General features: G+C 25.1%; 1 protein-coding gene. It reads right to left on the bottom strand.

The window, feature by feature from the left end; genetic code table 11:
- Positions 1-375 precede the first annotated feature (375 nt).
- On the bottom strand, positions 376-1044 hold the full coding sequence (locus tag Q8777_RS02610) for a sigma-70 family RNA polymerase sigma factor (RefSeq protein WP_318749360.1): 669 nt from the start codon (positions 1042-1044) through the stop codon (positions 376-378).
- Between the last annotated feature and the right edge of the window lie 57 nt (positions 1045-1101).

Below are 1101 nucleotides of genomic sequence, written 5' to 3'. Positions count from 1 at the left end.
GGAATAACCTAATTTTAATAATTGAAAATCACTAATTTTCATGATTCTTAATCCTAATTTTGGAAAACCATTTCTTTTCATTTTTTGCTTCTGGTTTTTTTGTTTAAATTAAAGGATGTGAGAAATACGAAACATAAAATAAAAGTAACGATGATTAAAGAAATCATCGTTACAGAAATAGTTGCCCCCAAGGCTCTATTTTTCTTTACACTAAGAAAGGATGTGAGAAATTTGAAACATAAAATATTCTAAAATGGTAGTTGGATGTAATCGAAAAAGATAATATGGGTTGGGATAACAAAAAAAGCAATTTTAAATTTTGGTTTGAAAATGAAAAAACCCCAACAAAAAAACTGTTCTCGAAGAAATCATTTCTTATTCTCGTTTTTTAAATATTTTCTTTAATTTTGTTAAAGCATGTTTTTTAATATTTATAACTTGTTCAACTTTTAAATTTAGCAAAATAGAAAGATCAGAATTTGAATAGGATAGTTGATAATCATGGTTAATATTTCCTGATGTTATTCCAAAAGCTAAACAAATAATTTTAAATTCCGTGTCACTTAAATTTTTTTTTAATTTCTTAATAAAAAATTCATGTTTTACTTCTCTTAACCAGTATTGATGAGGGTTTAGAATTTTAGAAAATGTTAAAGGGGTGTTTTCTTCTCTGAATTCTTCGTTGTCTGATTTTTTTTCTTCTTTCGCTTTTCTTTGGGGGATCGAAGGAGTATGACTTTTTCTAATTAATTCTCTTAGATCAGATTTTATGATATCAATTGCATAATTCAGAAATGAATACCCAATATCTTCATATTTTTCAAGAGCTTTTAACAATCCTAATATCCCTTCTTGAAATAAATCTGGTTTTTCTAGTGTTTTGGGATAATATCGAAAACTATGTACTATTTTCCAAACTAATTCTTCATAATTTTGAATAATTTCATTTCTGAGTTGGAGATTTTTTTTGTCTTTTAAAAAAAGAGTAAGTAACTTTTCTGTTTCTTCTGTTTTAACTTTTTTTAAAAATACTTTTTTGATCATTTTTTTCTCCCTACCATATTTTTAGGAAGGGTTATCTTTTTTTAAAAAACAAAAAAA

The sequence above is a fragment of the Candidatus Phytoplasma stylosanthis genome, assembly GCF_032886435.1.
In the GTDB taxonomy this organism is placed as follows: Bacteria; Bacillota_I; Bacilli_A; order Acholeplasmatales; family Acholeplasmataceae; genus Phytoplasma; species Phytoplasma stylosanthis.
Note: the sequence above shows the minus strand (reverse complement) of the source record. Positions and strands in the feature narration are given on the sequence as shown.